Origin of the sequence: Polaromonas sp. YR568, assembly GCF_943369675.1 — a bacterium.
Classification (GTDB): Bacteria; Pseudomonadota; Gammaproteobacteria; order Burkholderiales; family Burkholderiaceae_C; genus Polaromonas.
In genome coordinates this window covers 24,671-51,538 of the sequence record NZ_CALROB020000031.1, presented here as the reverse complement: position 1 = coordinate 51,538, position 26,868 = coordinate 24,671, and the positions used below count along the sequence as shown (strand labels likewise).

24 protein-coding genes are annotated in these 26,868 nt (G+C 66.2%); 6 read left to right on the top strand and 18 right to left on the bottom strand.

What is annotated here, in order from left to right:
* The first annotated feature begins 69 nt into the window (after nucleotides 1-69).
* Together ACLV8F_RS16985 and ACLV8F_RS16980 are read left to right on the top strand one after the other, a co-directional pair.
* Complete coding sequence (locus ACLV8F_RS16985; protein WP_411885384.1) at nucleotides 70-1,428, top strand: glycerate kinase; 1,359 nt, start codon at nucleotides 70-72, stop codon at nucleotides 1,426-1,428.
* Between the two features lie 45 nt (nucleotides 1,429-1,473).
* On the top strand, nucleotides 1,474-1,863 hold the full coding sequence (locus tag ACLV8F_RS16980) for a tautomerase family protein (RefSeq protein ID WP_411885383.1): 390 nt from the start codon (nucleotides 1,474-1,476) through the stop codon (nucleotides 1,861-1,863).
* 55 nt (nucleotides 1,864-1,918) lie between these two features.
* On the opposite strand, the gene ACLV8F_RS16975 is transcribed toward ACLV8F_RS16980, so the two are convergent.
* Genes ACLV8F_RS16975 through ACLV8F_RS16965 form a run of 3 tightly spaced genes read right to left on the bottom strand, consistent with a single transcriptional unit; the run spans nucleotide 1,919 to nucleotide 5,635 of the window.
* A complete protein-coding gene (locus ACLV8F_RS16975; RefSeq protein ID WP_411885382.1) occupies nucleotides 1,919-3,436 on the bottom strand; it encodes an amidase in 1,518 nt (505 codons plus the stop codon).
* Between the two features lie 13 nt (nucleotides 3,437-3,449).
* The gene (locus ACLV8F_RS16970) at nucleotides 3,450-4,448 is read right to left on the bottom strand and encodes a Bug family tripartite tricarboxylate transporter substrate binding protein (protein ID WP_411885381.1); all 999 of its coding nucleotides are present in this window, start codon (nucleotides 4,446-4,448) and stop codon (nucleotides 3,450-3,452) included.
* 53 nt (nucleotides 4,449-4,501) lie between these two features.
* Nucleotides 4,502-5,635, bottom strand: coding sequence for an NAD(P)/FAD-dependent oxidoreductase (locus tag ACLV8F_RS16965; RefSeq protein WP_411885380.1), 1,134 nt, complete (start codon nucleotides 5,633-5,635; stop codon nucleotides 4,502-4,504).
* Nucleotides 5,636-5,721: 86 nt separating this feature from the next.
* Here ACLV8F_RS16965 and ACLV8F_RS16960 point away from each other — a divergent pair, with 86 nt between their 5' ends.
* Complete coding sequence (locus ACLV8F_RS16960; RefSeq protein ID WP_411885379.1) at nucleotides 5,722-6,333, top strand: helix-turn-helix domain-containing protein; 612 nt, start codon at nucleotides 5,722-5,724, stop codon at nucleotides 6,331-6,333.
* A gap of 20 nt (nucleotides 6,334-6,353) precedes the next feature.
* On the opposite strand, the gene ACLV8F_RS16955 is transcribed toward ACLV8F_RS16960, so the two are convergent.
* The 3 genes from ACLV8F_RS16955 to ACLV8F_RS16945 form a co-directional block, all read right to left on the bottom strand.
* Entirely contained in the window at nucleotides 6,354-7,763 is a 1,410-nt protein-coding gene (locus ACLV8F_RS16955; protein ID WP_411885378.1) for a M20 family metallopeptidase, read from the bottom strand.
* 56 nt (nucleotides 7,764-7,819) lie between these two features.
* On the bottom strand, nucleotides 7,820-8,800 hold the full coding sequence (locus tag ACLV8F_RS16950) for a Bug family tripartite tricarboxylate transporter substrate binding protein (protein WP_411885377.1): 981 nt from the start codon (nucleotides 8,798-8,800) through the stop codon (nucleotides 7,820-7,822).
* 96 nt (nucleotides 8,801-8,896) lie between these two features.
* Nucleotides 8,897-9,913, bottom strand: a complete 1,017-nt coding sequence (locus ACLV8F_RS16945; RefSeq protein ID WP_411885376.1) for a 1-aminocyclopropane-1-carboxylate deaminase — start codon at nucleotides 9,911-9,913, stop codon at nucleotides 8,897-8,899.
* Nucleotides 9,914-10,127: 214 nt separating this feature from the next.
* Here ACLV8F_RS16945 and ACLV8F_RS16940 point away from each other — a divergent pair, with 214 nt between their 5' ends.
* Nucleotides 10,128-10,637, top strand: coding sequence for an Lrp/AsnC family transcriptional regulator (locus ACLV8F_RS16940; RefSeq protein ID WP_411885375.1), 510 nt, complete (start codon nucleotides 10,128-10,130; stop codon nucleotides 10,635-10,637).
* A 383-nt stretch (nucleotides 10,638-11,020) separates the two neighbouring features.
* On the opposite strand, the gene ACLV8F_RS16935 is transcribed toward ACLV8F_RS16940, so the two are convergent.
* From ACLV8F_RS16935 to ACLV8F_RS16915, 5 genes are read right to left on the bottom strand one after another with little or no spacing between them, the layout of a single operon-like run.
* Entirely contained in the window at nucleotides 11,021-11,644 is a 624-nt protein-coding gene (locus ACLV8F_RS16935; RefSeq protein ID WP_411885374.1) for a hypothetical protein, read from the bottom strand.
* Complete coding sequence (locus tag ACLV8F_RS16930; RefSeq protein ID WP_411885373.1) at nucleotides 11,641-12,282, bottom strand: SCO family protein; 642 nt, start codon at nucleotides 12,280-12,282, stop codon at nucleotides 11,641-11,643. The genes ACLV8F_RS16935 and ACLV8F_RS16930 overlap by 4 nt, the downstream gene beginning before the upstream one ends.
* The gene (locus ACLV8F_RS16925) at nucleotides 12,282-12,896 is read right to left on the bottom strand and encodes a c-type cytochrome (RefSeq protein WP_411885372.1); all 615 of its coding nucleotides are present in this window, start codon (nucleotides 12,894-12,896) and stop codon (nucleotides 12,282-12,284) included. Before ACLV8F_RS16925 ends, ACLV8F_RS16930 begins: the two co-directional genes overlap by 1 nt.
* Nucleotides 12,897-12,912: 16 nt before the next feature.
* Nucleotides 12,913-13,515, bottom strand: a complete 603-nt coding sequence (locus ACLV8F_RS16920; protein ID WP_411885371.1) for a cbb3-type cytochrome c oxidase subunit II — start codon at nucleotides 13,513-13,515, stop codon at nucleotides 12,913-12,915.
* Nucleotides 13,505-15,169 carry a cbb3-type cytochrome c oxidase subunit I gene (locus ACLV8F_RS16915; protein WP_411885370.1) on the bottom strand — a complete coding sequence of 555 codons (1,665 nt, stop codon included), beginning with the start codon at nucleotides 15,167-15,169 and terminating at the stop codon, nucleotides 13,505-13,507. The genes ACLV8F_RS16920 and ACLV8F_RS16915 overlap by 11 nt, the downstream gene beginning before the upstream one ends.
* A gap of 320 nt (nucleotides 15,170-15,489) precedes the next feature.
* Here ACLV8F_RS16915 and ACLV8F_RS16910 point away from each other — a divergent pair, with 320 nt between their 5' ends.
* Nucleotides 15,490-16,761 (top strand): Nramp family divalent metal transporter, encoded by a 1,272-nt coding sequence (locus tag ACLV8F_RS16910; RefSeq protein WP_411885369.1) that lies wholly within the window; start codon nucleotides 15,490-15,492, stop codon nucleotides 16,759-16,761.
* Between the two features lie 87 nt (nucleotides 16,762-16,848).
* Here ACLV8F_RS16910 and hpaI read toward each other — a convergent pair whose 3' ends face one another.
* The 4 genes from hpaI to ACLV8F_RS16890 form a co-directional block, all read right to left on the bottom strand.
* Nucleotides 16,849-17,619 (bottom strand): 4-hydroxy-2-oxoheptanedioate aldolase, encoded by a 771-nt coding sequence (hpaI, locus tag ACLV8F_RS16905; protein ID WP_411885368.1) that lies wholly within the window; start codon nucleotides 17,617-17,619, stop codon nucleotides 16,849-16,851.
* 211 nt (nucleotides 17,620-17,830) lie between these two features.
* Nucleotides 17,831-18,613, bottom strand: coding sequence for a 2-oxo-hept-4-ene-1,7-dioate hydratase (gene hpaH / locus ACLV8F_RS16900; protein WP_411885367.1), 783 nt, complete (start codon nucleotides 18,611-18,613; stop codon nucleotides 17,831-17,833).
* 31 nt (nucleotides 18,614-18,644) lie between these two features.
* Complete coding sequence (locus ACLV8F_RS16895) at nucleotides 18,645-19,514, bottom strand: polysaccharide deacetylase family protein (RefSeq protein ID WP_411885366.1); 870 nt, start codon at nucleotides 19,512-19,514, stop codon at nucleotides 18,645-18,647.
* A 25-nt stretch (nucleotides 19,515-19,539) separates the two neighbouring features.
* Entirely contained in the window at nucleotides 19,540-20,556 is a 1,017-nt protein-coding gene (locus tag ACLV8F_RS16890) for a Bug family tripartite tricarboxylate transporter substrate binding protein (protein WP_411885365.1), read from the bottom strand.
* 127 nt (nucleotides 20,557-20,683) lie between these two features.
* On the opposite strand from ACLV8F_RS16890, the gene ACLV8F_RS16885 reads away from it, so the two are divergent.
* Complete coding sequence (locus tag ACLV8F_RS16885) at nucleotides 20,684-21,568, top strand: LysR family transcriptional regulator (RefSeq protein WP_411885364.1); 885 nt, start codon at nucleotides 20,684-20,686, stop codon at nucleotides 21,566-21,568.
* A 50-nt stretch (nucleotides 21,569-21,618) separates the two neighbouring features.
* Here ACLV8F_RS16885 and ACLV8F_RS16880 read toward each other — a convergent pair whose 3' ends face one another.
* From ACLV8F_RS16880 to ACLV8F_RS16870, 3 genes are all read right to left on the bottom strand, one after another.
* Complete coding sequence (locus tag ACLV8F_RS16880) at nucleotides 21,619-22,374, bottom strand: SDR family oxidoreductase (RefSeq protein ID WP_411885363.1); 756 nt, start codon at nucleotides 22,372-22,374, stop codon at nucleotides 21,619-21,621.
* 365 nt (nucleotides 22,375-22,739) lie between these two features.
* On the bottom strand, nucleotides 22,740-25,157 hold the full coding sequence (gene xdhB / locus ACLV8F_RS16875; protein WP_411885362.1) for a xanthine dehydrogenase molybdopterin binding subunit: 2,418 nt from the start codon (nucleotides 25,155-25,157) through the stop codon (nucleotides 22,740-22,742).
* On the bottom strand, nucleotides 25,154-26,845 hold the full coding sequence (locus tag ACLV8F_RS16870; RefSeq protein ID WP_411885361.1) for a xanthine dehydrogenase small subunit: 1,692 nt from the start codon (nucleotides 26,843-26,845) through the stop codon (nucleotides 25,154-25,156). Before ACLV8F_RS16870 ends, xdhB begins: the two co-directional genes overlap by 4 nt.
* Nucleotides 26,846-26,868 lie beyond the last annotated feature (23 nt).

Here is a 26,868-nt window from a genome sequence, read left to right as displayed (position 1 = left end):
CCCAAGCCCTCCCACGGCGTCGGGTTACTGGCCGGTTACCACGGCACAATCCGGGGTGGAGACATTTCAATGACCGACGCCAAGACACCCAGCCCCATCACGCCCATCCCCGACGCAGCCACCCAGCCGCGCGAGTTCCTCGAGCACCTGTACCGCGCTGCCGTGGCGCGCGCGCTGCCGCTGGAGAACACCGCCCGCTACCTGCCCAAGCCGCCCACGCCCGAAAGCGGCGGCCGCACCATCGTGATTGGCGCGGGCAAGGCCGGCGGCTCCATGGCGCAGGCGGTCGAGGCCTTGTGGCCGGCCGACGCGCCGCTCGAAGGCCTGGTCGTCACGCGCTACCACCACATTCCGCCGCGGCCCGAAGGCCTGAAAAAACGCATCGAGCTGGTTGAAGCCTCGCATCCGGTGCCCGACGCCGCTGGCCTCGAAGCCGCACAGCGCATCCTGGCCATGGTGCAGGGCCTCACTGAAAACGACCTGGTGCTGTGCCTGATCTCCGGCGGCGGCTCGGCCCTGCTGACATTGCCCGCTGAAGGCCTGACGCTGGAAGACAAGCAGCGCATCAACAAGGCGCTGCTCAACAGCGGCGCGAATATTTCCGAAATGAACTGCGTGCGCAAGCACCTCTCGCGCATCAAGGGCGGGCGCCTGGCCGCGGCCTGCGCGCCGGCGCGCGTGGTGACGCTGACCATCAGCGACGTGCCGGGCGACGACCCGTCCATCATCGCCAGCGGCCCCACCGTGCCCGACGCCACCAGCTGCGCCGAGGCGGTGGCGATTTTGCAGCGCTACGGCATCGAAGTGCCCGGCGCCATCATGAGCCTGCTGGAGCAGGGCGCGCTCGAAACCCCCAAGCCCGGCGACGCCGTCTTCAAGGGCCACGAGGTGCACATGATCGCCACGCCCCAGCAGTCACTCGAGGCCGCCGCCGCCGTGGCGCGCGCAGCCGGCCTGCAGGCATACATCCTGAGCGACGAGATGGAAGGTGAATCGCGCGAAGTCGGCAAGGTGCATGCGGCGCTGGCCCGCGCCGTGGCGCTCAAGGGCCAGCCTTTCAGCAAGCCCTGCGTGATTTTGAGCGGCGGTGAAACCACCGTCACGATCCGGAAACAGCCTGAAGGCACGCCGAAAGGCCGTGGCGGCCGCGCCGGCGAATTTTGCCTGGGCCTGGCGCTCGCGCTGCAAGGCCAGAGCGGCGTCTACGCGCTGGCCGCCGACACCGACGGCATAGACGGCGTGGAAGACAATGCCGGCGCTTTTGTGGCGCCCGACACCTTGCAGCGCGCACTCGCGCAGGGCATGAAAGTCGACCAGTACCTGGACCGCAACGACGCCTACGGCTACTTCGAGCCGCTGGGCGGACTGGTCGTCACCGGGCCCACGCACACCAACGTCAATGATTTCCGGGCGCTGCTGATCCTGTAGCGCCGCGCTCCAGGCATTGCAAACACTTCAAGGAGGACTTCGGCCATGCCTTACCTTCAACTCGACGTGAACGGGCGCCACCCCGTCGAAGACAAAAAACGCCTGGCCGCCAAACTGTGCGAGACCTACGCCAGGCTCATGAGCGTGGACATCCGCCGCATCAGCATCGCCATCCGCGAATGCGGCGAGGGCAGCGTCTGGCGCACCGTGGACGGTGTGCCCGAGCCGGTGTCCGTGCTGATGTGCGATATACGCAGCGGCCGCTCCGCCGACCTGCGCATGGAAGTGGCCAAGGCGCTGTGCAAGGACTGCATCGACATCCTCGGCCTGCGCGAAGACCGCCTGAACGTCGAGTTCACGCAGCACGCGGGCGACGAGATGTACCACCCTACTTTGGGCGGCTACAGCCCGGAATGGTCCGAGGGCGAGGACTGAGAGCCGCACACCAGGGTCAACAACTTCCGCGCGCTGCCGATTCTGCGGGCGCGGCTCAGACCGCAGTCAAACCGCCCGCACCCTGGCCCGCCGCTATTTCGGGCGGATGCGTGACGATGGACTTGAGTTCCGGCCTGGCCGTCTGCAATGCCTTGAAGTCGGGCACCGGCCGGCGCAGCGTCTCAATGGCCTCGAACACCTGCTCCAGTGCCTGGCCCGCGGCCAGCAGCTGCGCATCGGCATGCAGCCGTCCTATGACCTGCAGGCCGAAGGGCATGCCGTGTTCGTCCTTGCCGCAGGGCAGGGCCAGCGCCGGGTTGGTGGCCAGCGTCACCACATAGGTCAGGCCCAGCCAGTGGTAGTAGTTGCGCATGGCCTGGCCGTCAATGTTGCCGGCGAACAGCTCCGTCCAGGGAAAAGGCGTGACCGGCGTGACCGGCGCGAGGATGAGGTCGTATTGCTCGAAGGCTTTGGCAAAGCGGCGCGAAATGCGCGTTTGCTCCAGGTGCGCCCAGGCGCGGTCCGCCAGCGTGATGGCGGCGGCGATTTCCATGTTGGCGCGCACATTGGGCCCCAGCGTTTGCGGCGCGTCGCGGTAGGTGTCGGCAAAGGCGGCGACAAAGCTTTCGGCGCGCAGCGTGTCGAAGGCGCGGTCGGCGTCGCCCAATTGCAGGTCCACGGGTTCGCAGCTGGCCACCAGCGGCCGAACGGCCTCCACGCGGGCGCGGAACACGCGGCGTATCTCCGGGTCCACGATGCACATGCCGAAGTCTTCCGTCGTGCCGACGCGCAGCGTGGACAGATCCACCGGCTTGAGCGGCCAGAAGCCGGCGCCGTCCACCGGATAGGACAGCGGGTCGCGCGCGTCGGCCCCCACGCTGGCGGACAGCAGCAGCGCCGTATCGGCCACATTGCGCCCCATGGGTCCCAGCACGGAAATGACCGACCAGCCCAGCGGCCGCGCATCGTTGGCCACCAGGCCGGGCGAGGGCCGCAGGCCGACCACGCCGCACAGCGAAGCCGGAATGCGCAGCGAACCGCCGGTGTCGGAGCCCGTGCAGATCGGCAGCATGCCGGCCGCCAGCGCTGCGGCCGAGCCGCCCGAGGAACCGCCCGCGTTGAGCGCGGGATTGAAGGGATTGCCCGTCGCGCCCCACACCGGGTTGCGGGAGTTGGCGCCGGCACCCATGTCGGGCACATTGGTCTTGGCCGTGACGATGGCGCCGGCCGCGCGCAGCTTTGCCACCAGTGCGTTGTCCTTGGCCGGCACGTTGCCGCGCAGCCCGACGTTGCCGTAGGTGGTGAGCAGGCCCGCGGTGTCCTGCAGGTCCTTCACGCCCAGCGGCAGCCCATGCAGCGGGCCCAGCGGGCCGCCGCGCATCACCTGCGCCTCGGCCAGACGCGCGGCCTCACGCGCCCGCGTGAAGTCGGTCGCGCATATCGCGTTGATGGCCGGGTTGAGGTTTTCGATGCGGCCTATGCAGGCGTCCATCAGTTCCACCGGCGAGACCCGGCGGCTGCCGATCAGGCGGCGGAGTTCGACGGCGGAAATGTCTGGCAGGGTGGATGGCATATCAATGTCTTGTTCAGTCTGTCTTGATCTGGGAGCGTTCGGCAAGGGCCTTCATGCGCGCGATCTCGGCCGTCACCATGCCCGACCAGTCGGGGATGGCCGCATAGCCGGGTTCAAAGCCGGCGGCCTTGAGCTTGTCCACGATGTCGGGGTTGGCCATCAGCGTTGCCAGGGCTTTTTCCAGCCGCGCCTTGACGGGCGCCGGCAAGCCCCTTGGCGCGACCACGGCCAGCCAGGCGTTCATGTCGACGGCGGGGTAACCGGCCTCGGCCATGGTCGGCACATTCGGCAGCAGGGACGAGCGCTTGTTCATGGCAACGGCCAGCACCCGGACCTTGCCGGTCTTGAGCTGCGGCGACGCGGCGACCACGGTGTCGAAAGACACCGGTATCTGCCCGCCCATCAGGTCGGTCATCAAGGGGCCGGAGCCTTTGTAGGGTACGTGCGTCATCTTCAGGCCCGTGGCCGCATTGAACATCGCGCCGGCGAAATTGGAACTGGTGCCGTTGCCGAAACTGCCGTAGACGTATTTGTCCGGATTGGCCTTGGCGGCGGCCACGAACTGGTGCACGTCGGCGGCGGTGACCGACGGGTTCACCAGCATCGCCAGCGCCACAGAGCCGACCATGCCTATCGCATCAAAACCCTTGGCCGGGTCATACGCCAGCTTGGGTTGCAGCGCCGGATTCAGCGTGAAGGTGGAGTTTGAACTGACGAGCAGCGTGTAGCCATCGGGCTTGGCGTTGGCCACCGCGGCCGCGCCTATGGCGGTGCCGGCGCCCGGCTTGTTTTCGACCACCACGGGCTGGCCCAGCTGGTCGCCCAGGGCCTTGCCCAGGATGCGCGCCAGCACGTCGGCCGCGCCGCCGGCCGGGAAAGGCGCGACCAGGGTGACGGGCCGCTCGGGGAAATCCGCCGCGCGGGCGGGCCCGCCCACGGCTGCAAGTCCGCAGAAGAAGACACCGCTGGCAATCAGCGTCCGGCGCATTGCATTGAATGACATGTGTTGCATGGTAGGCCTCATTGAAGTTTCGCTCGATCAGGGGGATGGGAGTGGATGCAGCGTCATCGCAAGCGGGCCGGTGACAGGGCGCGTGCGTCTATGCCTTGTTGCCGCAGCTCGTCAGGCAGCGCGGCCTGCCGCAGCAGCGCATCGGCCAGCGCGCTGGCGCCTGCCGCGCTCTGGATGCCGTAGCCGCCTTGCGCCGCGAGCCAGAAGAAGCCGGGGCAGGCGTCGTCCTGGCCTATCACCATTTCGCCGTCAGGCACAAAGGAGCGCAGGCCCGCCCAGGTGCTGGCGGGCCGGCGTATGGTGAGGGTCGAGACGCTTTCAATCTGGTGGATGCCCATGGCGATGTCCAGTTCCTCGGGCACCACGTCGTGCGGCAGCGTGGCGTCCGCATTGGCGGGCGAGCCCAGCAACTGGCCCGCGTCGGGCTTGAAGTAATAACTTTCATCCACGCCCACGACGGCCGGCCAGGGCGAAGGGTCCACGCCTTCGGGTGCCTTGAAGGTGAAGGCGCTGCGCCGGTGCGGCACGAGGCCTATGGGCCGGGCGCCGAACACGGCGGCCAGTTCGTCGGCCCAGGCCCCCGCGGCGTTGACGATGGTGCGGGCGCGCAGGGTCTGGCCGTCGTCCAGTTCCACCGTCCAGCAGCGGCCATCGTGCGTGGCCCGGGTCACGCCAGCGCTGGTGTGCAGTTCGCCATCCCCCTCCGCCTTGCGGCGAAAGCCGCGCAGAAAACCCTGGTGCAGGGCGTGCACGTCCATGTCCTGCGCACCGGCGTCGTACAGCGCGCCGTGCACCACCTCGGGCCGCAGGCAGGGCACGTGGGCCAGCGTGGTGCCGGCGTCCAGGGTCGCCAGGCCGGGGCAGCTTGGCGACAGTTCCTTGCGGGTGTGGGCCAGTTCTTTTTCCTGGCCGTGCGTGGCGAGGTAGAGCACGCCGCGCGGCTGCATCAGGTCCGGGGCGAAGCCCTCGGGCGGCCGCTCGTAAAAGGCACGGCTGGCGCGCGTGAGCGCCCGCACCATGGGCGGGCCGTAGCTTTCCATGAACATGGCGGCCGAACGGCCCGTGGCGTGGTAGCCCGGCTGGTCCTCGCGTTCGAGCAGCGCGACGCTGCGCTGCCCGGCCAGGCGCCAGGCCAGGGAAGCGCCCGCAATGCCGGCGCCGACGATCAGGATGTCAAATTCTCGCATTTGAGAATTCTCACATGCGAGAATCGTGCCTGTCCAGCCGATTTACCGGGTTTCCGCCTGATTTGCGCCAAACAAGGGAAAACACCATGCCCCCACGTCCCGCCCGCCCGCCCGCCGCAGCTCCCGAAGCGGACCGGGTGCAACTGGGCCTGAGCCTGCGCGCGCACCGCAAGGCACGGCGGCTGACGCTCAAGGATTTGTCCGGCCATTCCGGCGTGGCGCTGTCCACGCTGTCCAAGATGGAACTGGGCCAGATTTCGGTCAGCTATGAAAAGCTGGCCGCCGTGGCCCGGGCGCTGGCGCTGGACGTGGGGCAGTTGCTGGACGCGCGTGCCGCGGCGCCTCAGCCCGGCGCCGCAAAGCCCGTGGTGGTCTGGTCCGAAGCCGGCGGTGCGCCGGCCTACAGCTCTGGCAATTACGACTACCGCGCGCTGGCCGCCGCGTTCCCCGGCAAGCGCATGACGCCGCTGCACGGCCGCATCGTGGCGCGCGACCGCGGCCAGTTCCCGGACTTCATCCGCCACGCCGGCCAGGAGTTCGTCACCGTGCTGTCGGGCCGGGTGCGCATCGAGTTCGAAACCGGTGAAACCGTCGAGGTGGGCCGCCATGAGTCGGCTTACTTCGACAGCGGCGTCGGCCACATCTACCTCTCGCTGGGGCGCACGGATGCGCAGGTGCTGGTGGTGATGAGCGAGTAGCCGCGGCATCCGCGCATCGGCTATCGGCCGGCGCGATGCCGGACAACTGCGCTGCCGCCCTCGGCCAGGTCCCAGAAAACGCCCGCCATGAGCTGCAGGCCTTCACGCGCCACGCTGCCCAGGAGATGCTCATTGGGGGCGTGCTGGCTGCAGGCCGGGTAGGAGTGAGGAAACCACAGCGTCGGCATTCCCAGCAGTTCGGCGAAGACATCGTTGGGCAGCGAGCCGCCGAAGTTCGGCAACAGGGAAGGGGCTTTGCCGGTGCTGCGCCGGATCGAATCCAGGCCCCAACGCACCCAGGCGTCATCGGGGTCCAGCCGGGTGGCGGCCATGGGCTCGCCTTCGGGCTGCACGTCGACGTCGTCGAAACCATGGGCCCGAAGGTGTTCCCGGATATGCGCCACAAAATTGGCGCTGTCGCTGCCGACGACGAAGCGTATCTGGCACAGCGCGAAAGCGTGGCCGGGAATGGCGCCGACGGGTGCGTCGGGGTTGCCGGTTTTGTAAGCCAGGACTTCCACGGTGTTCCATCCGTAAACACGTTCGGTGGGCGTGAGCCCGGGTTCACCCCAGTCGGTGTCGATGGCGGGGTCGCCCGGGTCGCCCCCGACGCTGATGGTCTGCAGGGCATCCCTGACATTGGCCGGCAGCGAGTCGGGCAGCAACCCTTTGACCAGCACGCGTCCTTTGGCGTCCACCAGGCTGGCGATGGCGTGTGCCAGCCGTGTGCCCGCGTTGCGCAGCAGGCCACCCCAGTTGCCGGAATGGTGGCCGCCGTCCCGCAGGTGGGCCCGCAGGCTGAAGTTGAAAAAACCGCGCGAACCCAGGAACAGGGTGGGGCTGCAGGCGGCCACACGCGGGCCGTCGGACGCGATGAACACATCGGCCGCCAGCGCCTCGCGATGCAGGGTGCAGAACTCGCGCAGGCCGGGCGAGCCGGTCTCTTCACCGGTCTCCAGGACGATCTTGACGTTGTAGCCCAGCTTTCCCCCGCGTACCGCCAGCACCTGCGCCAGCGCCGCGAGGTTGATGCTGTGCTGCCCCTTGTTGTCCGCGGTGCCGCGGCCGTACCAGCGGTCCCCTTCCACGGTCACGCGCCAGGGATCCAGGCCCTCGCGCCACAGCCCTTCCTGGCCGCGCACCACGTCGCCGTGCCCGTAGGTCAGCACGCTGAAGGCCGCGCCGGCTTCGATGCGCGTGGCCAGCAGGAAGGGCCCGCCCCCGGCATGCGGGTTGTCAAGGATGCGGTGCGTGAAACCGAGTTGCGCGAGTTGGGGCGCGATGTGCTCCGCCAGGTAGGCGTGAAGCTGCGGCCCGCCCGCCGGGTTCTGGCTTTCGCTGCGCACGGCGACGCGGCTCGACAGCGTTTCGAGGAAACGTCCGTCGTCGAAAAAGGCGGCCGCCCTGGCCAGTGCATCGTCTCTGCTCATGATGGTGAGGAGGTGAGGAGGTGAGGAGGTGAGGAGGGTGTGGGGGACCGGCGTTTTCAGTCCGAACGGATATTGGCGCGCTGCGCGGTGGCGCGCATGAGGGGCAGGTCGTGGTCTATCAAGGCCGCGACGGCGGCGGCCGGGGCGTAAGCGGGCTCCAGGCCGTTGGCCAGCAGCTTGTCCCTGACCTCCGGGTCGGCCATCGTGTTGGCCAGCGCCATCTCCAGGCGCACCCTCACCTCGCGCGGAATGCCCCGCGGCGCCACGATGGCCAGCCAGGAGTCCGCGTCGAAGCCCGGGTAGCCGGCCTCCGCGACAGTCGGCACGTTCGGCAGCAAGGTGGAGCGCCTGGCCGCGGTCACGGCAATCGGCTTGATCTTCCCGGACTTGATGTGCTGCAGCGTGGCCGCCACGGTGTCCAGGGAGAACGGGATCTGCCCGCCGATCAGGTCCGTGATGGCGGGGGCGCTGCCTTTGTAGGGCACGTGCTCCATCTTCAGTCCCGTGGCGTTCAGGATGAGTTCACCCGCGAAGTGACCCGTGGTGCCGGTGCCGAAGGAGCCGTACATGTACTTTCCCGGCGATGCCTGCACGGCCGTGATGAGCTGCTTGATGCTGCCGACGGGCACCTGCGGATTGGCGACGAGGATCAAGGGCACACGCGCGGTCAGCGCGATGGGCTCAAAGCTCTTGACGGGGTCGTAGGGAAGGCGGGAGTTGATGGCCGGGTTGACGGTGAACGTTGACCCCGAACTGATGAGCAGGGTGTAGCCGTCCGGGGCGGCCTTGGCCACGTAGCTGGCGCCCACGATGGTGCCGCCGCCGGCGCGGTTTTCAATGACGACGGGCTGGCCCAGCCGGTCGCCGAGTTTCTGCCCCACCAGCCGGCCCACGATGTCGGTCGCTCCGCCTGCGGGAAATGGCACGACCAGCTGGATAGGCCTGACCGGATAGGTCTGCGCCTGGGCGCCCGTTGCCGCCAGCATGGCCAGCAGCAGTACGGAAAGGATGCGAACGAACTTGGGGGCTGGCTTCATGGCTTGCTTTCATCAATAAAAATCAATGGCGAACGATCGCGGGTAACGGGCGTGGGAGGGCGGGAGGCGCGGGCGTTGAACCTTCGCTGCGGGTTTTCAACCGTTGCGAAAGAGGAAGCTGTAGGCATTGAGCGCCGGGACGCCACCGAGGTGGGCATAAAGCACCTTTGAGCCCGCCGGAAATTCGCCCAGCCGGGTCTTCTCGATCATTCCGTGCATGGACTTGCCTTCGTAGACCGGGTCCGTCAGCATGCCTTCCATGCGGGCGCACAGGCGAATGGCCTCCAGCGTTCCTTCGTTCGGCAGGCCGTATTCCGGGCCGCCGAAGCGGTCGTCCAGCACCACGTCCCTGGCCGTGATGTCGCGGCCCAGTTCGACCAGTTCGGCCGTGCCCTTCGCGATGCGCAGGATCTGGTCAAAGGTCTGCTTGGGCTTGGCCGAGGCGTCGATGCCGATGACCTTGTCGGCCCGGCCATCCGCCGCGAAACCCACCACCATGCCGGCCTGCGTGCTGCCGGTGACCGAGCAGGTCACGATGTAGTCGAACTTGAAGCCCAGCTCGGCCTCCTGCTGGCGCACTTCTTCGGCGAAGTTGACGAATCCCAGTCCGCCGCGCGGGTGTTCCGAACAGCCAGCAGGGATCGGGAAGGGCTTGCCGCCGGCCTTGCGCACGTCGTCCATGGCCTGCTCCCAGCTGGGGCGTATGCCGATGTCGAAGCCGGCGGCGTCCAGCCGCACGTCGGCGCCCAGGATGCGCGACATCTCGATGTTGCCCACACGGTCGTACACCGCGTCGGAATAGTTGACCCAGTTCTCCTGGACCAGCACGCACTTCATGCCCAGGTGCGCAGCAACGGCAGCCACCTGGCGCGTCTGGTTGGACTGGATGCCGCCTATGGACACCAGCGTGTCGTAACCGCCTTCCAGGGCTTCGGGAATCAGGTACTCGAGCTTGCGTGTCTTGTTGCCGCCGAAAGCCAGCCCGCTGTTGCAGTCCTCACGTTTCGCGAAAAGCTCGACCTTGCCGCCGAGATGGGCGCTGAGCCGTTTGAGCGGCTGGATCGGCGTGGGGCCGAAAGTCAGCGAATGCCGGGGGAATTTCTTGAGGTTCATGCGAATGGTTCCTGGGGTTAAGACGGGTCTCCAGGCATCAAGACTTGCGAATAAAGACGGCATACCCACCCGTTCTGCAATTGCTGTATTGATGCTCCGATGAAGCCAATACTAAAAACAAATGACAAAATGGTGGTTGCAAAGTTTTCCAAAAATTCAAAACAAATTTGTCAAGGGTTTCTATTTTTATAACTTTTATTTTGTATAAATTGATATGAGCACAACAAAATTACGCGAAAAAATCAGCAAACCGGTTTCCCTCAGAGAGGCGCTGGACCGCACGGACCGGGCGATCCTCAAGGCGCTCCAGCGCGATGCCTCGGTGTCCAACGTGGCGCTGGCGGCCAAGGTGAACCTGAGCGCGCCCGCATGCCTGAGGCGCGTGGAGCGGCTTAAAGAGCTTGGCTTGATCAAAGGGGTGGTGGCGCTGCTCAATCCGCATCTGCTGGACGTCGGCATGCTGGTCATGATCGGCGTCGTGCTGGACCGGTCGACACCCGAGTCCTTCGCCAATTTCGAAAAGGCTGCGCAGACGGTGTCGGGCTGCATGGAGTGCCACGTCGTGACCGGCGAGTTCGATTACTTCATGCTGGTGCGAACCCGGGACAACGACAGCTTCAATCGCCTCCATGCGGAGCAGTTGCTGTACTTGCCGGGCGTGCGGCAAGTCCGTACCTTCATGGTGCTCAAGCAGGTGCTCTCCACCACCCAATTGCCGATCTAGGCCTCCAGGCCTGCCGGCGCGTGGCTGGTTTCAAGCCGACAGCTTTTCCCAGCTCAAGCCAAACTTCATCAGGTATTTGCGCAGCCGGTCCGCGTCGTTCACCACGCTGCGCTGGGTGCGGGAGACGTTGAACAACTCGCGGCCGGCATCGCACCCGCACGAACGCCCGGGCCATTGAGGCCTTTCCGCCCGTGAAGTTCTCTTTCGAAACGTTGCAGGGGGGACACGGTGATTTCGAGGGTGGCTTGAGTACGGATGTCTCGTTTTCAATCTGCGTAAATCTGCGTCATCTGTGGATGAATTCTTTATCCGCAGATTACGCAGATTTACGCAGATAAGAAAAACCCGCAGAGCTTGCGGCGCGTCGCCGGTGGTGCAGGATGTCAGCGTGCCACGGGTTTTACCGCATCGTCTGCGGATATGGATGAGTCCCTCTGCATCAGGTTGCGCACCAGCCACGCGAACCACACCACTGCAATCGCCGCCGCAACCCACACCAGCATCCGCCCAAGCCGTTCCTGGTCGTCCAGCAGGTAGGCATTGCAGATGCGCATCGGCGACGTCTCGTACAGGTTGCCGGCCACCACCATCATGGGCAGCACATTGCCCAGGAAGAAGCCCTGCACCAGCAGGCCCGCCGCCTGCCATGACAGGCGAATGGCGGCGCCGCAGGCCAGCAGGGCCAGGTATTTGAAGATTTCAATGCGGCCGTCGACCAGCGCCAGGTCCAGCACACGGGGGATCATCAGGATTGCGAGCATCAACGCGGTGGCGAGCAGGCCGCTGATGCCGTGGGCGTTCCACCGGTCCAGGCGCGTAAGCCAGCGGCTGGGCAGCGCCGCGGCGAGCAGCCAGCCGGCGAGCATCAGCAAAGGGTATTGCACCAGCATGTGGCGCGTCATGCTGGCTTCCAGCGCCTGCCGCACAGCGGGCCAGGCCAGCAGGCACAGCAGGGCGGCGGCCATGACGGCCTGTACGCCGCGTGAAGGACGGGCAGGCATCTTCATGGCGATGTCGCTGGCAATGGCGCGGCGGCACCCGACAGGTGCTGCGCATAGTCGAGCGCGAGCTGCTGCTCCGCGTAATCAAAGATGCGGACCAGCCGGCCTTTCTGGTCGATGACGAGAAAGGCCGCGTTGTGCTGAAAATCGCCAAGGCCGTCGGGCACCACCACGACCTGGAAATCGGCCAGCAGGCGCTGGGTTTCCCGCTGATCCTGCACGCGCACAAAGCGCCACAGGGCGGGGTCCGCACTCAGTTTCGACGCATAGGGCTGCAGCACGCCGGGTGTGTCGTGGCTGCCGTCAAAGCTGATCGACAACAGCTTCACCTTGCCGGCCCGCTGCTGCAACACCTGCTGCATTTGCTGGAAGCTGCTGCCCATCGAAAGGCAGACGCTCTGGCAACGTGTGTAGACAAAATCCACCAGGGTGACGGACTGCCCGTCGGCCAGATGTTGCGACAGTACCTGCGGGGCGATGCCGGGCCCGTCGATGCCGACGGCCGGTGCCGGCACCGGTTGCAGCGCGACTTCAAGCCGGCGCGCGCCCTCGGCGGTCCAGACCTGGAAGCCGTGCGTCAGCCACGCGGCGGCGGCATAGCCCGCCAGGGCCAGCATGATGCTCAGCGAGGCGGTGCGAAACATCAGGACGCTTTGGCCGTCAGCGCCTTGAGATCGGCGCCGCCGTTAAAGGGCGCGGTGCGCGTGCCGGCCTTGCGTTCGGCTTCGAACAGCTCGGGCTTGATGGCGCCGGCCTTGTTGGACCATTCGGCGCGGATGTAGCTCGCCACCGCGGCCAGTTCGGCATCGCTGAGTTGCGGGAAGGCCGGCATCGCGCCCTTGAAGGTGTTGCCCATCACCGTGATCTCGCCGGTGATGCCGTGCAGCAGGATGTTGGCCACGGTGCGCTCGTCGCCGGCCACCCACTCGGAGCCGTCCAGCGGCGGGAACACGCCGGGCAGCCCTTTGCCTGTGGCCTGGTGGCAGGCGGCGCAGTTGGCGGTGAAGATCTGCTTGCCGTTGGCGGAGGCGCCCGCGGCCGGGGCCGCCGGGCCGGACAGGTCCGCCAGCGTGCGTCTGTCGCCGAGGTCGGCGCGGCCGAAGGAGCCGGAGAGCACGATGTAGCCGGCGCCCCACAGCACCAGGGCCGCCGCCCCGACCAGGAAGAGCAGGGGGATGGGCTGGCCCTTCTCGGAAGGCTCGGCCTGTTCGCGCTCCTGGGCCCGGCTTTCGGATGTCTTGTCGTTGTTGTTCAACATGGGATCACCTTGTGGCTCAGGGCTTGGGGGCGGGCGGCAGCACCGGGTAGGTGTGGTTCAGGCCCTGCAGGTATTTGACGAGGTCCAGTGCCTGGGGCGTGGGCACCACCACCTGGCCCACGTTGGGCCCATAGGCGGGCGGCAGGGCCAGCGGCGTTTCACCCTCGCTTTCGGCATCCTTCGCGTCCTTGACGACGAAGAGATAAGGGTAGGACGGCATGATGGAGCCGGGCACATAGGCGCGCGGCTGGTAGAGGTGGCCCAGGTGCCAGTCCTTGCTGGGCTGGCGCACGCCGATGTTGAACAGGTCGGGCCCGGTGCGCATGCTGCCCAGCAGGTGCGGCTTGTCGTAGAAATAATCGCCCGGCACCGAGGCCCGGCCCCAGCCGCGTTCCGCATCGGGGCCGAAGTTGCGGTCGCGCGGCTGCTGGCTGTGGCAGTAGACGCAGCCGTTGGCGATGTAGACCTCGCGTCCGCGCAGCTGCGCGCTGGTGTAGCTTTTGAGCTGCGGCGGCGGCTTGATGTCGCGCACCTGCATATAGGGCATGACCACCAGGGCCGCCGTGGCGACGCCCAGCGCCACCATGGCGCCCGATGCGAGCTTGACTTCATTTTCCATGCTGGGCTCCCAGTTCCGCGCTGCGCACGTCGCTTTGCCAGAAGAGGGCGGCGCCCGCGCGGCCCGGCCCGAAACGCAGCGCCATGGCCAGGAAATGGCCGACGAACACCAGGTGGCTGAGCACCATCAGGCTGCCGCCTATGGACCGCCATTTGAGGTAGGGCAATGTGACCTCAACCGAAGCCATGAAGGGCTGCGCGGCGTCCAGCATGGCCAGGCCCTGCAGCCAGCCGCCTATGGTGAGCCCGACAAAATAAATCATCACCCCGACGGCCGCCAGCCAGAAATGCAGGGTGATGAGTTTCGGGTAGGGCCACTCCCAGTTCAGCACCCGCGGCATCATGAAATAGATGGCGCCGAACAGCACCATGGTGACGAAGGCATAGGCCCCCAGGTGCGCGTGGGCCACCGTGAAATGCGTGAAGTGGGTGACCTGGTTGACGTTGCGCAGCGCCTCCAGCGAGCCCTGCAGCGAGGACGCCAGGTACATCAGCCCGCCGAACATCATGAAGCGCAGCGTGGGTGAATACAGTGCCAGGTGCATGCGCCCCTTCAGCGTGGCGGCCATGTTGATGGTGAAGGCGACCACGGGAATCACCATCATGATGCTCTGCACGATGGACAGCGTGACCAGCCAGCCCGGCACCGGCCCGCCTATGAGGTGGTGGCCGCCGACCTGGCCGTAGAAAAACGCCAGCGTCCAGAAGCCCAGCAGCGAAAGGTTGTAGGAGCGTATCGGCCGGCCTATGACCTTGGGCAGGAAGTAATAGATGGCGCCCACGCTGACCGGCGTGAACCACAGGCCCAGCACATTGTGGCCGTACCACCAGTTGGTGGTGGCCTGCTGCACGCCGGTGTGCACGCCCGGCATTTTGCCGACCAGGAAGAGCAGGGCGATCCACAGCAGCGCGGCCGTCATGTACCAGACGCTGACGTAGAGGTGCGAGACCTTGCGGTTGACCAGCGTGTACAGCACCGGCAGGATCACCAGCGCGAAGCCGGCGAACATGAAGATCGCGATCTGCCACGGGATCTCCAGGTACTCCATGCCGTCGTTCCAGCCGGTGGCGATGGCGCCTATGCCGCCGGCGATGCCCATGTTGATCAGTGCGCCGCCCAGCATGACCCAGATGGCGCCGTACAGCCGCGTGCGCAGCAGGCGCGGCAGCAACCACACCACCATGCCCAGCGCGGCGTTGGTGATCCAGCCGTAGAGCACACCGGTCAGGTGCACCGTGCGGATACGGCCGAAGGTCAGCCAGGCATAGTCGGTGAGCCAGTCGGGTTCATGCAGCTTGATGGACGAGATCAGGCCGGCCGCCGAGCCCACCACCAGCCACATGCAGGCAAAGGTGATGAACATGAAGACCGGAAACGCGGTGGAGCGGTCGGAGCTGATGCGGTCCAGCAGCTCGGCGGCGTCGGCCACGTGCGTCTGGATGCCGCCCTCCTTGACCGCCTGCTGCATGGAGGCCTGCGCGGCGTCCGGCAGGGCCGGGTCGTCGACCTGGCCGACTTCGCCGTGCGCGAAGATCACCGAGGCGGCCGCCGGGTTCTCGACCAGCAGGCCCTTGCGCAGCGACCAGATGAAAACGAACAGGCCGATGATGGACAGCAGGAAAGCGCCCAGCAGGCTGATGACGGCGCTGTCCATCATGCGGCTCCTTCAGGCGGCGCCGTGCGCTGCCCGCTCGTGGGGGTTGCAACAGTCATGAATCACTCCTCCGGTATTGAAGGGAAGTCCCCGCCTGCGCGAAGCTTCCTCTGGGCCCGAGCCGCGGCGGGCGTGGGCGCCTGCCGCTGAGCGTTGATCCTACGCCTTTGGCCTCTTTCCGGCCAGTCCAGGGGCGGTGAATGTGCGGCCTGCTATGAATTCTGTAGCTTTTCAGGCTTGCCGGCGCGGGCATGCAAGCCTGCCTGAAGTATTTGTACGCTTTAAGTTTGACATCATCCCGCCGTGTTAGCCTCGCGCCCATGTTGAACCGCATCCCCTCCTTCCTGCGCCATGTCGGCCCAGGCGTTGTCACCGGCGCCGCCGATGACGACCCCTCCGGCATCGCCACCTACACCCAGGCGGGGGCGCAGTTCGGCACCGGGCTGCTGTGGACGGTGTTTTTGTCGCTGCCTTTCATGATCGCCATCCAGCTCGTCAGCGCGCGCATAGGGCGCGTCACCGGCAAGGGCGTGGCGGCCAACCTGCGCGAGCACACGCCGCGCGCCTTCCTGATGGCCATGGTGTTCCTGCTGGTCATCGCCAACACCATCAACATTGCGGCCGACATCGCCGCCATGGGCGAAGCGCTGCAGCTGGTGGTGGGCGGCGGCAACCATTTCCATGCGGTGGCCTTCGGCGTCATCACCGTGCTGCTGCAGGTCTTTGTGCCCTACCGCAAGCTGGCGCCCATCCTCAAGTGGCTGACGCTCTTCCTGTTTGCCTACGTGATCGCCGTTTTCCTGGTGCAGGTGCAGTGGGCCCAGGTGCTGCACGACCTGGTGATCCCCAAGCTGCAGTGGACCTCCGGCTACTGGATGATGATCGTCGCCCTGCTGGGCACCACGATTTCACCCTACCTGTTTTTCTGGCAGGCCTCGCAGGAGGTGGAAGAGCTGCGCCTGAAGGGCGGCGTGCTGGGCGCCGAAAAGAAGATCCGCCGCGACCTGCGCCGCGTCAAGCGCGACACCTACATCGGCATGTTTTTCTCCAACACCATCGCCTTCTTCATCATGGTGCTGGGCGGTGCCGTGCTGTACACCGCCGGCATCCACGACGTGACCTCGGCCGCGCAGGCGGCACAGGCCCTGCGGCCGCTGGCCGGTGACTTTGCCTTTGCGCTGTTTGCCGGCGGCATCATCGCCACCGGCCTGCTGGCCGTGCCGGTGCTGGCCTCGTCGGCCGCCTATGCCGTGGCCGAAGCCTTCGGCTGGCCCGAGGGCCTGGAGCGCCACTGGTACGAGGCCAAGCGCTTTTACGCCATCATCGTCATCGCCACCGTGGTCGGCACCGGCATGGACTTCACCAGCATTGACCCGATGAAGGCGCTTTACTGGAGCGCCGTGATCAACGGCGTGGTGGCGGTGCCCATCATGGCCGGCCTGATGCTGCTGGCCAGCCGCAAGTCGGTGATGGGCAATTTCACCTCGGGCTTCAAGACCACCTGGTTCGGCTGGGGCGGGGTGGTGGTGATGGGCTTTGCGGTGTTGATGATGCTGCTGGATCTGTTCAGGCCGTTTGTTCAGGGCGGGTGACACGAGTCATCCTCTTTATCCCCTTCCCCGATTTATCCCCTCTCCCTCTGGGAGAGGGGAAAGACAAATGGAGAGGGAGAAACCGCTTCAGGCCTTGCCGCCGAAACGCTGCCGCAACTGCGTGGTGGCCTTGGCCAGCAGGCCCACGTCCACCCCCACGGCCGTAAACGTGGTGCCCAGCGCGATGCAGCGCTGCGCAAAGGCCTCGTCGCCCGTCAGGATGCCGGCGGGTTTGCCGCAGGCGGCGATGCGTTGGATGGCGTCTTCAATCTTTGCGACGACGGCGGGGTTGCCCGGCTCGCCGAGGAAGCCCATATTGGCCGCCAGGTCGCCGGGGCCGATGAAGATGCCGTCCACACCGTCGACCGCTGCGATGGCTTCCAGGTTGTCCAGCGCTTCCTGGGTTTCAATCTGCACCAGCAGGCAGAGTTCGTCGCCGCAAGCCTTGGCGTAGTTGGGGATGCGGCCAAAGCGCGAAGCCCGCGTCAGCGCCGAGACGCCGCGCATGCCGCCGCTGGGGTAGCGAATGCTCTGCACGGCCTGCCGCGCCTCTTCGGCGTTCTGCACATACGGAATCAGCAGGGTTTGCGCGCCTATGTCGAGGTAGCGCTTGATCAGCACCGGGTCGTTCCAGGCCGGCCGCACCACGGCGGAGACGGGGTAGGGCGCGACGGCCTGCAGCTGGGCCAGCACGTTGAGCACGTCGCTGGGCGAATGTTCGGTGTCCAGCAGCAGCCAGTCAAAACCCGAGCCGGCCAGCAGCTCGACGCCGTAGGGGCTCGATAGCGTGCACCACAGCCCTATCTGTTGCTGGCCGGCGCGCAGCGACTTCTTGAATTGGTTGAGGGGCAAGTCCATGGTTCCGCCTTGTTGTGGGATGGGTGCGCGCCTTGTTGCGCGCGTTGTACGACTGGGGCAGCGAAGAATTCCGCGTATCAAATGCTAGTTTAGAGCCGCTCACAAAACCCAGCGAAGCGGTCCTGCCTAGGCGCGACGCCGCAGACAGTGCTGAAGGCACGGCAAGGCGGCTGCAACAACGCCAGGAGGGTTTTTGAGTGGCTCCAGGCGCTTAGCTGAAGGAAACGCCAATGGAGCCCAGCGGCCCGAAGTCCGCATGGATGGTGTCACCCGCCGCGACCGCCGTGGGCCGCGTGAACGAACCGGCCAGCAGGATATGGCCGGGCTGCATGGTGATGCCGTGCAGTGCCAGCTTGTTGGCCAGCCAGACGATGCCCATGGCCGGGTGGCCCATGATGGCGGCGGACACGCCTGACTCTTCAATCACGCCGTTCTTGGACAGTGTCGCGGCGACCCAGCGCAGGTCTATGTCCATGGGCCTGACGACGCGCCCGCCCGTCACCATGGCGGCGGCCGCCGCGTTGTCGGCGATGGTGTCAACGATGGCGCGCGGCACCTCGGTGCGGTAGTCGATGATTTCCAGCGCGGGCGTCACGTAGGCGGTGGCGTCCAGCACGTCATAAATGGTCACGTGCTTGCCGCCCAGCGGCTTGCCCAGCACAAAGGCCAGTTCCACTTCCAGGCGCGGCGCGTGGAAGCCGGCGGCCGGGATGCGCGCGCCGTCGGTGAACAGCATGTCGTCCATCAGCATGCCGTAGTCGGGCTCGGTCATCTTCGAGGCCATCTGCATGGCGCGCGAGGTCAGGCCTATCTTGTGGCCGACGATGCGCGCACCCTGGGCGACCTTGCTGTCGGCCCAGAGTTTTTGCACGGCGTAGGCGTCTTCGATGTCCATCGCGGGCCAGGTCTGGCTGACCTGGCGTATCGGCTGGCGGGTGCGGCCGGCTTCCAGCAGGGCATCGGCGGCCTGCCGGCGTTCAGTCTCGGTGATCATGGTGGGTGTTCCTGTCGAGGGTGTTGCGGTGTCAAGCCGCAAAGCGCTGGATAAAAGGCGTTTCCTGCACGCCGTGCTCGTTGACCCAGTTCGCCAGCTCGTCGTGCCGCGGCACCCAGACCTCGTCGTGGGCCAGCATGTAGGTCAGCAGCTTGTCGAGCTGCGCCGACATCAGCGGCCGGCCGCCGAAGTTGCCGTGCATGGTGATGTTGATCAGCGAGCCCGGCTCCTGGCGGTACAGGTAGTCGAACATGTCCTTGTAGCAGTGGTACCAATCGTCCGGTGCGCCGCGCAGCACGCGGTTGTCGGCATAGTCGCTGTGCGGGATCGCGACGATGCGGCCCGAACGCGTGGCCACCTGGTGCGGCTGGTCGATGTCGTTGTAATCGCCGTGCCAGAGCAGCTTTTCCTCGCTCAGCAGGTCGGCCGTGCGCTCGGTGGTGGCGATGGTGGAGCTGAGCCAGCCCGTGGGGCGCACGCCAGAGATCTCTTGCAGGATGCGCAGGCTCTTCTGGATCAGCGCGCGTTCGTCGGTCTCGTTGAGGCCGGACAGCACTTCGTCTTGCGCATAGTTGTGGCCGCCGAGTTCAAAGCCCGACTTCACGATGTGTTTCACCGTCTCGGGGAACAGCTCGGCCGAGCGCGCGTTCACGCAGACCGTGCCGGATACGCCGTGGCGGTCGGCCACGCGCATCAGCCTGGCGATGCCGGAGCGCCCGCCGTAGTTGGCCCAGAGGATGCCGGCGCGGTCGATCTCGCCGGGCTTGGGCGGGCTGGTCATGGGCGAGTAGGGCGGCGCCTTGCCGACGGACCAGTTCTCCATCAGGAAGGTCAGCACGACGGTCATGCGGGGAAAGGCGGCGCCGGGCTTGCGCTTGGCGATGGTGGCTTGGCTGTTCATTTTTTGATGGGCTTTCAGGGGGAAATCATTCAGGCTTGATGCCGGCTTTTTCGACGATGGATTTGTAGACCTGGGTGCTGTCGGCCAGCAGTTTGCTGAACTCTTCGGGCGTGGATTCGACGGCGTCATAACCGGCCTGTTGAAGCTGCGCCCTGACCTCCGGGGTCTTCAGCACCTTCTGCACTTCGGCATTGATGCGCTGCACGATGGGCGCGGGCAGGCCGGCCGGGCCCATCAGGCCCACCCAGGTGTCGGGCACCGAGAAACCCGTGAGGCCGCCTTCGGCCAGCGTCGGGATGGTGGGGGCCGATTTGGAGCGGTGGCTTTCCACCACGCCCAGCGCGCGCAGCTTGCCCGACTGGATGTAGGGGAGCGTGTTCGACAGCACCAGCAGGCCCGAGTCGATCTGCGCGCCGACCACGTCGGTCAGGGCCGGCGCGCCGCCGCGGTAGCCCACATGTGTGAGCGACAGCTTTTGCGAACTCGCCAGCAACAGGCCGGCCAGGTGCTGCGAGGTACCCGCGCCCGAAGTGGCGTAGGACAGGCCTTTGGGCGAGGCCTTGGCCGCCGCCACAAAATCCGCCACCGTCTTGATCGGCGAGGAGGCCGGCACCACGAGGGTTTGCGGCGCGGTCGCTACGTGCGAAATCGCGGTGAAGTCCTTGACCGGGTCGTACTTCACGCCCTTGGTGAAGAACTGCACGGTCTGGTGCGGCGGGCCCAGGTTCATCAGCAGGGTGTAGCCGTCGGCCGGGGCGGCAGCCACGAAGGCGGAGCCGATGGCGCCGCTCGCGCCGGCGCGGTTTTCAATGATGATGGGCTGGCCCAGCAGTTCGGTCAGCTTGGGCGTCAGGATGCGGGCCACCGTGTCGGCCGCGCCGCCCGCGGCAAAGGGGGCAATCAGCTTGATGGGTTTGGACGGGTAGGCCTGGGCCGCCGCGGGCTGGGCCCAGGCGGCCGACAGGGCCAGCGCCAGGGCGCCGAATTTCAGGCTGTGGGAAAGCAGGCGGCGCCTGCCGGCGGCGGGAAGGGGAAAGGTCATGTTGTCTCCAGAAACAGTCGTTATGGGTCAAATCCTAGGTCCCACTGCTAATGCTGTCCAATGCATAATGAAGTCATCAGCTATACCTGCAAGGTATTCAAGGTACTTAAGGTATTCAAGGGGTTTTATGGATTTGCGCCAACTGTCTTACTTTGTGGCCGTGGCCGAAGAGCTGAGCTTCAGCCGCGCCGCGGTGCGCGTGCACATCTCGCAGCCGCCGCTGAGCCGGCAGATCGCCAGGCTTGAACAGGAGCTGGGCGCGCAGTTGCTGGTGCGCTCTTCGCACGAGGTGGTGCTGACGCAGGCGGGCCAGGCGCTGCTGGAGGAAGCGCGCCGCCTGCTGGCGCTGTCGGCCGGCATTCCCGACGTCGTGGGCCGCGCCGCCCGCGGCGAAACCGGCTCGCTGCGCATAGGCTTTGTCGGCTCGACCATCTATACCTCGGTGCCGGCGCTGCTGGGCCAGTACCGGCGGCTGTACCCGCACGTGGCAGTGTCGGTGCAGCAGCTCACGGTGGCGCGGCAGACCGTGATGCTCAAGAACAGCGAGATCGACGTCGGCATCATCCGCCAGTCCGTCACCGAACCCTGGCTGGCCACGCGCAGCCTGTTCAAGGAAGCCTTTATGGCCGCGTTGCCGGCGCATCACCGGCTGGCGGGGCAGGACAAGGTCATGCTGCAGTCGCTGGCCGAGGACGATTTCGTCTTCTTCAGCCGCAGCGAGGCGCCGGCCATCCACGAGCAACTGCGCAAGATGTGCGAGGCCGCGGGTTTTTCACCGCGCATCGCGCAGGAGGCCTACCCGATGTCGACCGTGGTGGGCCTGGTCGCGGCCGGCGTGGGCATCGCTATCGTGCCCGAGTCCATGCACAGCCTGCAGATGCAGAACGTGGTGTATCGCGACCTGCGCGGCACCAAGGCCAAGACCGAGTTCTTTTTGGCCTGGCATGTCGATAACAGCTCGCAGACGCTTAAGGGCTTCCTGGACATGAAGCCAGCGCTTGCCGCCCCCTGACACAAAAAAAGCGACCCGAGGGCCGCTTTTCGCTTTTTGGTTTTATGGGCTTACCAGGGCAAAGCATCACCCATATGGAAGAAGCCGCCGCTGGGGCCTTCCGCCGGCAAGGTGGCCAGCCGCACACTGGTCTTGGCGCCGTCTTCCACATTCATGGGCGCCGAAGCGCCGCCCATCTCCGTGTGCACCCAGCCCGGGTGGGCCGAGTTGACTTTCACGCTGCTGCCCTTGAGTTCAAAGGCCAGTTGCACGGTGAACGCGTTCAGCGCGGTCTTCGAGGTGTCGTAGGCGGCCGACTTCATTTCATAAATCGGCGAGGTCGGGTCGGAATGCAGGGTCAGCGAACCCAGGATGCTGGCCAGGTTGACGATGCGGCCGGCCGGGGCTTTTTTCAGCAGCGGCAGCAGCGCCTGCGTCAGCGCCACCGGGGCGAAAAAGTTCGTCTCCATGGTGTCGCGCAGCACCTTCTCGGGCAGTGTCGACGCGGTGTAGGGGCGGCTCACGCCGGGCTCGCCTTCCAGGTAAACGCCCGCATTGTTCACCAGGATGTCCAGCCGGCCGGCCCGTGCCTGGAAAAAGTCCACGGCCCTGGCACGGTCGGCCGGCTTGGTCGCGTCGAACACGATGGACTCGGCCGTCACGCCGTCGGCCTTCAATTTGGCGACGGCATCAAGGCCCGCCTGCTCGCTGCGCGCGCCTATCACCGGCAGGATGCCGAGCTTGCCGAGTTGCCGGGCCGTTTCCAGGCCCAGGCCGCGGTTGCCGCCGGTGATAAAGGCGATTTGGGTGTTCAAGGGTGTGCTCATGGTGTTCTCAATGCTTTCAGGATTGTTGGGGGGAGGTCCACTCGGCGCCGGAACGCGTTCAAAAGAAAGAAGCACGGCCGGCTTGCCGTGCATGGCAGCTGGGGCCGGGCCTCGGCTTCATAAGGGCGTGGTTTTTGAATTCACTGTTGCGGGTGGGCCAACAATGACGATGTATGGACTTCGTGATTTGTTCCCTCTCCCCCTGGGAGAGGGTTAGGGTGAGGGCCAGCGGCCTCAAGCAAGCCAGCAGACTATCCATTGCCGCCGGCCCTCATCCCTGCCTTCTCCCAGAGGGAGAAGGAGAAAAACCGGAATCACCAGCGTCGTTCTCCGCATGATTTCTTCTCCAGAGGGAGAGGGAGGAGTCACCGCTGGGAGAGCGTTAGCGCCTCAAGCACATGCTCCGGCGTAGCCGGCGCCTCCAACACCACAGCCCGCCCCGGCCGCGCGAAAGCGATCGCATCGCGCAAGGCCTCATAGACGCTGATCGCCAGCATCAGCGGCGGCTCGCCCACGGCCTTGCTGCCGAAGACGTTGTCTTCGCGGTTCGGTTCGGGCCAGAAATCGACCTTGAAGTGCTCGGGCACGTCGCCGGTCGCGGGGATTTTGTAGGTGCTGGGCGCGTGGGTGCTCAAGAGGCCCTTGTCGTTCCACACCAGCTGCTCGGTCGTGAGCCAGCCCATGCCCTGGATAAAGCCTCCCTCGACCTGGCCGACGTCGATGGCCGGGTTGATGCTGGTGCCCACGTCGTGCAGGATGTCGACTTTCAGCACGCGGCTCTCGCCGGTCAAAGTGTCTATGGCGACCTCGGTGCAGGCCGCGCCGTAGGCGAAGTAATAAAACGGCCGGCCGGTCAGCGTGGCCTTGTCGTAGTGGATTTTCGGCGTGCGGTAAAAACCGTCGCTCCACAGCTGGATGCGGTTGGCATAGGCCAGCTTCACGACTTCGGTGAAAGGCCGCGCGCCGGCGGGCGTGATGACCTCGCCGCCTTCAAACTGCACGGCGCCGGCTCCGCAGCGGTCCAGGCCGGCGACAAACTGCGCGAGGTTGTCGCGCACGTTGCGGGCCGCGTACTGCGCCGCGCGCGCGTTGAGGTCGGTGCCGGCCGATGCGGCGGTGGCCGAGGCATTCGGGATCTTGCTGGTGTCGCTGGCGGTGGCCAGCACGTTGGCCAGCGGCACACCGAGTTCGTCGGCCACGATCTGCGCGACTTTGGTGTTCAGGCCCTGGCCCATCTCGGTGCCGCCGTGGTTCACCTGCACGCTGCCGTCGGTGTAGACATGCACCAGCGCGCCGGCCTGGTTGAACAGCGTGGCGGTGAAGGAGATGCCGAACTTGACGGGGGTGATCGCGATGCCGCGCTGGATGACCGGGCTGGTTTTGTTCCAGGCGGCGATGGTGTTGCGCCGCTGGCGGTAGTGCGACGACTGTTCCAGCTTTGCCAGCAGTGGTTCAAGGATGTTGTCCTCGACCTTCATCTGGTAGTGCGTGACGTCGCGCTCGCCGATGCCGTAGAGGTTGCGTCTGCGCACGTCCAGCGCATCAAGCCCCAGGGTGCGCGCAATGTCGCCCATGATGGCCTCGATCACGATCATGCCCTGCGGCCCGCCGAAGCCGCGGAAGGCGGTGTTGCTCTGCGTGTTGGTTTTGCAGCGGTAGGACGCAATCTCCACGTCTTCGAGGAAGTAGGCGTTGTCGGCGTGGAAGACCGCGCGGTCGGCCACCGGGCCAGACAGGTCGGCGCTGAAACCGCAGTTCACCGCCATCGTGAGCTTGAGGCCGGCCAGGCGGCCGGTGGCGTCAAAGCCCACGTCGTATTCGTAGGCGAATGGATGGCGCTTGCCGGTCACCAGGAAGTCGTCGTCGCGGTCCAGCCGCAGCTTGACGGGGCCGTTTAGCTTGTGGGCGGCAATCGCGGCCCAGACGGCCATCTGGCCCGACTGTGTCTCTTTGCCGCCGAAGCCGCCGCCCATGCGCCGGCACTCCACACGCACCGCATGGTTGGCAATGCCCAGCGCGTGCGAGACCCAGTGCTGGATCTCGCCGGGGTGCTGGGTGCTGGAGTAGACCAGCCACTGTTGCTGCTCCTGCGGCACGACGTAGGCGACCTGGCCTTCGAGGTAAAAATGTTCCTGGCCGCCGACTTCGAGTGTGCCGTGCAGTGTGTGCGCTGCTTTTTTGAGCGCGCCCGCCGCGTCGCCGCGTTTGACGAAGACCGGCGGCAGAACATAACTTTCGGCCTTGAGCGCGTCCTGCACCTTGAGAAGGGCGGGCAGGGGCTGGATATCGCAAACCACCTTGCGCGCGGCGCGGCGCGCCTGCATCACGGTATCGGCCACCACCACGCCTATCACCTGGCCGATGTGCTGCACGGTGTCCCGCGCGAACACCGGCTCGTCATGCGAAAAATTGCCGAGCACCGGGTCGCCCGGGATGTCGCGCGCCAGGATCACGTCGCGCACGCCTGGCATGGCCATCGCGGCGGTGGTGTCAACGCCCAGCAGCTTGCCGTGCGCCACGGTGGACAGAATGGGCGCGGCATGCAGCGTGCCGCGCACTTCGGGAATGTCGTCGACATAGGTGGCCGCGCCGGCGACTTGCGCGCGGGCGCTTTCATGCGGCGTGGAGCGGCCGGCCGCGCGTGTGCTGGCGGGCTGGCGGGTCAGCGATGTTTTTTCAGCCGGGTCGGCGGGCGGCGCGTTGTCGGCGCGCGCATTGGCATTGCGGACTTCGGGGTCGGCCACGGCGTCGCGGCTCACGGAAATGTCCTTGGCGGCGTTCATGCGGCCTCCTCCAGCCGGAAGGACGCCAGGTTGATCTGTTGCAGGCCCTGGCTTTCCAGCCAGTAGCGCTGCAGCAGGTTGCCCAGCACCTCGCTGCGGTAGGCGGCCGAAGCGCGCATGTCGGAAATCGGCGAGAACTCGGCGCGCAAGGTGGCGATGGCCTGCTGGATGGTGGTCTGGGTCCAGGGCTGGCCTGTGAGCGCCGCTTCGGTCTGGACGGCGCGCACCGGCGTGGCGGCGACGCCGCCTGCGCCTATTGAGGCGCTGGTGACTTTGCCGTTTTCAACTTGCAGGTTGATCGCCAGGCAGACGGCGGAGATGTCGTCGTCGTAGCGTTTGGAGATTTTGTAGACCCGCAGCCGTTCCGGCCCCTCACCCCAGCCCTCTCCCCAGAGGGGCGAGGGAGCCATACCACTTTCCCTCTTCCGGCTGTTTGCTCCTTCCCCCGCTGGGGGAAGGCTGGGATGGGGGCTCTGCGGCCTCGGCACCTTCACCCAAGCCAGCACCTCATCCGCCGCCATCACATTCGTGCGATAGCCGGTGTAGAGCTTCTCCAGCGGCATCTCTCTATGCCCCCGAACGCTCATGAGCACCACATTCGCGCCCAGCGCAATCAGCAGCGGCATCGAATCCCCAATCGGTGACCCATTCGCGACATTGCCGCCCAGGGTGCCCGAGTTGCGCACCGGCAGGCCGGCAAAACGCGCCGCGAAGTTGTGCAACTGCGGCCGGTCCTTGACCAGCGCGGCATAGGCGTCGGCCAGCGTGACGGCCGCGCCTATCGCGATGTGCTGCGGGTAGTGCTCGATGCGCCGCAGTTCTTCCACCTGGGTGACGTCCAGCACCTGGCCGAACTCCCTATGCATCTTGGTGACCCAGAGGCCCACGTCGGTGCACCCAGCAACCAACTGGGCTTGGGGGTGGGTGGCGCGGACTTGCAGCAGGCCGGCCAGCGTGCGCGGGGCCAGGTATTCGGCTTCGGTCACACCCGGCTCGGAGCGTACCGATTCGAGCCGGTGCAACAGGGCGGTTTCGTCGACCTTCACGGGCGGCAGCGCGGCCATGGCCTGCGCGGCATCCAGGATGGGCCGGTAGCCGGTGCAGCGGCACAGGTTGCCCGAGAGTTCTTCCTGCGCCAGCTCGCGGGTGATGGGCTCGCCCTTGCACACATGGTTCTGGTAGATGCCGAACAGGCTCATGACAAAACCCGGGGTGCAGAAGCCGCATTGGGAGCCGTGCTGGTCGACCATGGCCTGCTGCGCGGGATGCAAACCTTCCAAGCAAACGGGGGGCGTTGTTGCGCGGTGCTCGAAATCCTCATGGACCTTCGTGTCCATTCCGGTTTCTGCGCTCCGTGCGCCTAGCCCGCCGTTCGCTGCGGAAGGTTTGATCAGCGGATCATGCGCCAGGTCTTCGACGGTCCATAAAGCCATGCCGTCAATCGAATGCGCCAGCCGTATACAGCTGTTGATGGCGCGGTACTTGACGTTCCCGCCGTCCGCCTCGCCCAGCACCACGGTGCAGGCGCCGCAGTCGCCTTCGCCGCAGCCTTCCTTGGTGCCGGTGCAGGCCAGGTCCTCGCGCAGCAGCTCCAGCAGGGTGCGGCTGGGTGGTACATTGCTGACGGAAACAACTTCGCCCCGCCTGATGAAGCGGATGGGTCTGGATAAAGGTGGGACAGCAGCCATGCTTCAGGTTAAACAGTCGCGCC

Coding starts and splice junctions, on each gene's coding strand:
- ACLV8F_RS16915 (WP_411885370.1), bottom strand. CDS start 15,169: ATGGACAGCGCCGTCATCAGCCTGCTGGGCGCTTTCCTGCTGTCCATC.
- ACLV8F_RS16960 (WP_411885379.1), top strand. CDS start 5,722: ATGCCCCCACGTCCCGCCCGCCCGCCCGCCGCAGCTCCCGAAGCGGAC.
- hpaH (WP_411885367.1), bottom strand. CDS start 18,613: ATGATCACCGAGACTGAACGCCGGCAGGCCGCCGATGCCCTGCTGGAA.
- ACLV8F_RS16935 (WP_411885374.1), bottom strand. CDS start 11,644: ATGAAGATGCCTGCCCGTCCTTCACGCGGCGTACAGGCCGTCATGGCC.
- ACLV8F_RS16970 (WP_411885381.1), bottom strand. CDS start 4,448: ATGCAACACATGTCATTCAATGCAATGCGCCGGACGCTGATTGCCAGC.
- ACLV8F_RS16955 (WP_411885378.1), bottom strand. CDS start 7,763: ATGAGCAGAGACGATGCACTGGCCAGGGCGGCCGCCTTTTTCGACGAC.
- ACLV8F_RS16965 (WP_411885380.1), bottom strand. CDS start 5,635: ATGCGAGAATTTGACATCCTGATCGTCGGCGCCGGCATTGCGGGCGCT.
- xdhB (WP_411885362.1), bottom strand. CDS start 25,157: ATGAACGCCGCCAAGGACATTTCCGTGAGCCGCGACGCCGTGGCCGAC.
- ACLV8F_RS16890 (WP_411885365.1), bottom strand. CDS start 20,556: ATGACCTTTCCCCTTCCCGCCGCCGGCAGGCGCCGCCTGCTTTCCCAC.
- ACLV8F_RS16910 (WP_411885369.1), top strand. CDS start 15,490: ATGTTGAACCGCATCCCCTCCTTCCTGCGCCATGTCGGCCCAGGCGTT.
- ACLV8F_RS16975 (WP_411885382.1), bottom strand. CDS start 3,436: ATGCCATCCACCCTGCCAGACATTTCCGCCGTCGAACTCCGCCGCCTG.
- ACLV8F_RS16985 (WP_411885384.1), top strand. CDS start 70: ATGACCGACGCCAAGACACCCAGCCCCATCACGCCCATCCCCGACGCA.
- ACLV8F_RS16885 (WP_411885364.1), top strand. CDS start 20,684: ATGGATTTGCGCCAACTGTCTTACTTTGTGGCCGTGGCCGAAGAGCTG.
- ACLV8F_RS16895 (WP_411885366.1), bottom strand. CDS start 19,514: ATGAACAGCCAAGCCACCATCGCCAAGCGCAAGCCCGGCGCCGCCTTT.
- ACLV8F_RS16925 (WP_411885372.1), bottom strand. CDS start 12,896: ATGTTGAACAACAACGACAAGACATCCGAAAGCCGGGCCCAGGAGCGC.
- hpaI (WP_411885368.1), bottom strand. CDS start 17,619: ATGGACTTGCCCCTCAACCAATTCAAGAAGTCGCTGCGCGCCGGCCAG.
- ACLV8F_RS16880 (WP_411885363.1), bottom strand. CDS start 22,374: ATGAGCACACCCTTGAACACCCAAATCGCCTTTATCACCGGCGGCAAC.
- ACLV8F_RS16930 (WP_411885373.1), bottom strand. CDS start 12,282: ATGTTTCGCACCGCCTCGCTGAGCATCATGCTGGCCCTGGCGGGCTAT.
- ACLV8F_RS16950 (WP_411885377.1), bottom strand. CDS start 8,800: ATGAAGCCAGCCCCCAAGTTCGTTCGCATCCTTTCCGTACTGCTGCTG.
- ACLV8F_RS16870 (WP_411885361.1), bottom strand. CDS start 26,845: ATGGCTGCTGTCCCACCTTTATCCAGACCCATCCGCTTCATCAGGCGG.
- ACLV8F_RS16940 (WP_411885375.1), top strand. CDS start 10,128: ATGAGCACAACAAAATTACGCGAAAAAATCAGCAAACCGGTTTCCCTC.
- ACLV8F_RS16920 (WP_411885371.1), bottom strand. CDS start 13,515: ATGGAAAATGAAGTCAAGCTCGCATCGGGCGCCATGGTGGCGCTGGGC.
- ACLV8F_RS16980 (WP_411885383.1), top strand. CDS start 1,474: ATGCCTTACCTTCAACTCGACGTGAACGGGCGCCACCCCGTCGAAGAC.
- ACLV8F_RS16945 (WP_411885376.1), bottom strand. CDS start 9,913: ATGAACCTCAAGAAATTCCCCCGGCATTCGCTGACTTTCGGCCCCACG.